This is a genomic window from Mesorhizobium sp. WSM4312, assembly GCF_002294875.1.
GTDB lineage: Bacteria > Pseudomonadota > Alphaproteobacteria > Rhizobiales > Rhizobiaceae > Mesorhizobium.
In genome coordinates this window covers 1-1,955 of record NZ_NSFU01000048.1, presented here as the reverse complement: position 1 = coordinate 1,955, position 1,955 = coordinate 1, and the positions used below count along the sequence as shown (strand labels likewise).

Here is a 1,955-nt window from a genome sequence, read left to right as displayed (position 1 = left end):
GCTGGCGGTCTTACTCTCAGTCTTGGTCATGGTGGCGTTCCTTCTAGGGAATCGGTGACGTGAACAATCACCAGCCTGCCATGACCGCCCCTTCTCAGCGAATTTGCAGAACTCTCAGCACACTACCTCGGCGTGGAGCTAACCCTAACTCACCGCCAGTTGCTTCCGTGGCGCTTCCGCAACGCATTTTCCGACCTCGTCTCACGGACAAAGGCCTTGCTAACTGCTAACCGTCTGATTGCACAGTATAAAAGTGGCACACCCGACAGAATTCGAACCTGTGACCTGTGACCTCTGCCTTCGGAGGTCTGTTTCTAGTGAAGCTCTAAACGTCTACGAGCGATCACAGATGTGATGCCGGAGAGGGAATAGCAATTGTCACGCAGCTTGCTTGAATGTGGCTTTACGCTTCTTCTTCACCAGAATATCGCGGACAAACTTGTCCCACCGCGCCATCGCGGCACGCTTTTCCGGCATGTAATTCCAGCGATCGTAGCTCTTGGAACTGACGTCCTGCAGAGTGTGGTTCTGTAGTCGGTCTCGGATCTCTTTTGAGAGCCCGGCCTTGCCGGCAAGCGTCTTCCAGGTTCGCCGGAGATCGCGGTTTGTCACGATGGGGATGACCTCGCGATCGCGTTGGCGCCACATGAACGAATAGAGCGTGCCATGGCTGACCGGCTTGGACGGGTCGGTCGCGGATGGAAAAAACCAGCCAAATTCATTCGGCTTGATCGACCCGATAAGTTCCGCCGCCATCTTGGGCACTGGGATGGCGTGAGGTTTTCCATTCTTAGTCTTGGACCAATCGATAATGCGCTCGGCCGCGTCCCATTGATCGACGTGTAGCCGAGCGATCTCCTCGACGCGCTGGCCGGTCAGCATAAGAATTCTTACGGCACGCGTGTAAGGGGGGTGGACCGGCGCATCAGGGGATTCGAGCCAACGATAGAGACGGATGAATTCCTCCTCGTCCAACCAGCGCGTTCCAACTTTTTTCGGTTCGGTTGGAATGCCCGCAGCTGGATTGTAGACGAGACGAAAGCGACGGACCGAGGTTGTTCGGTAGTCATGCTCGGATTTCAGCCCCCAACTGTACGCCGATCGAATATAGCTGCGAACATGATCGGCCATAGACCGTTTGCCACGCTGATAGATCGGGCGAATGAGGTCCCTGATCTCGTCAGGCTCGATGTCGCGGGCAGGGCGGTTGCGACCGAGCGAATCGGCGATCTTGTTCAAGCCCTTTTCGGCCTCCTTCCAAGACGGTTTTCCATCGGCCTTAAGCGACGCGACGTAAGCCTCGAACAGATCGGCGACCGTGCCGGGTCGCGTGTCGCCGGCTATCTTGATGCTGCGTCCCTTCTGGATCATGTCGGCGAAGTCGCGTCTGAAAATCTCGCGAGCCTGGCTGAGGCTCATTGACGGATACGACCCGAGCTTTTTCTTGAGACGCTTTTGGTCTCGCCACTGCTGGGCCATCCAGTCCGCCGTTATGCGAGTCGGCATTGGCTTTATTACTAGAACGAGGCGGCCTGTTCCATGACCCTCGCCATCGACAAGGTTCTGCTGCTTACTGGTCTCCTCGACCTGCTTCAAAGCGTGGCGAATCTCTCCATCGGTAAGGCTTGGCACTGGGGTCTCCCGTAGGCTTTCGAGTGGGATCGGCTGACGGGTAGTAGGGGTCGGTGGTTGGGTTCAAAACGGGCTTCGATCCCCCTAAAACCGACCCCAATATGCCACAATGTCCGACTCTACGACAAGTCGAAAAAGCGATATGTATCAACGTGCTAAAGCGTGATCGTGCGTGACTGAAAAGGGACGAGTGGGATGGTTGTGCACCAGGATGATCGCGGTGGCCGACAGGTCGAGGGCGCGCTTGACCACTTCCCTGGGATAGACGGGCGTGTGGTCGACAGTACCGGTCTGCTGCACCTCGTCGGCGATCAGCGCGTTCT

2 protein-coding genes are annotated in these 1,955 nt (G+C 56.8%); both read right to left on the bottom strand.

Features of this window, described 5'->3' with window-relative positions; genetic code table 11:
- Positions 1–378: 378 nt before the first annotated feature.
- Entirely contained in the window at positions 379–1,632 is a 1,254-nt protein-coding gene (locus CK228_RS34550) for a site-specific integrase (protein ID WP_095790656.1), read from the bottom strand.
- A 147-nt stretch (positions 1,633–1,779) separates the two neighbouring features.
- Positions 1,780–1,955 (bottom strand): JAB domain-containing protein (locus CK228_RS34545; protein WP_280951061.1); only part of this gene is annotated, 176 nt, incomplete at its 5' end.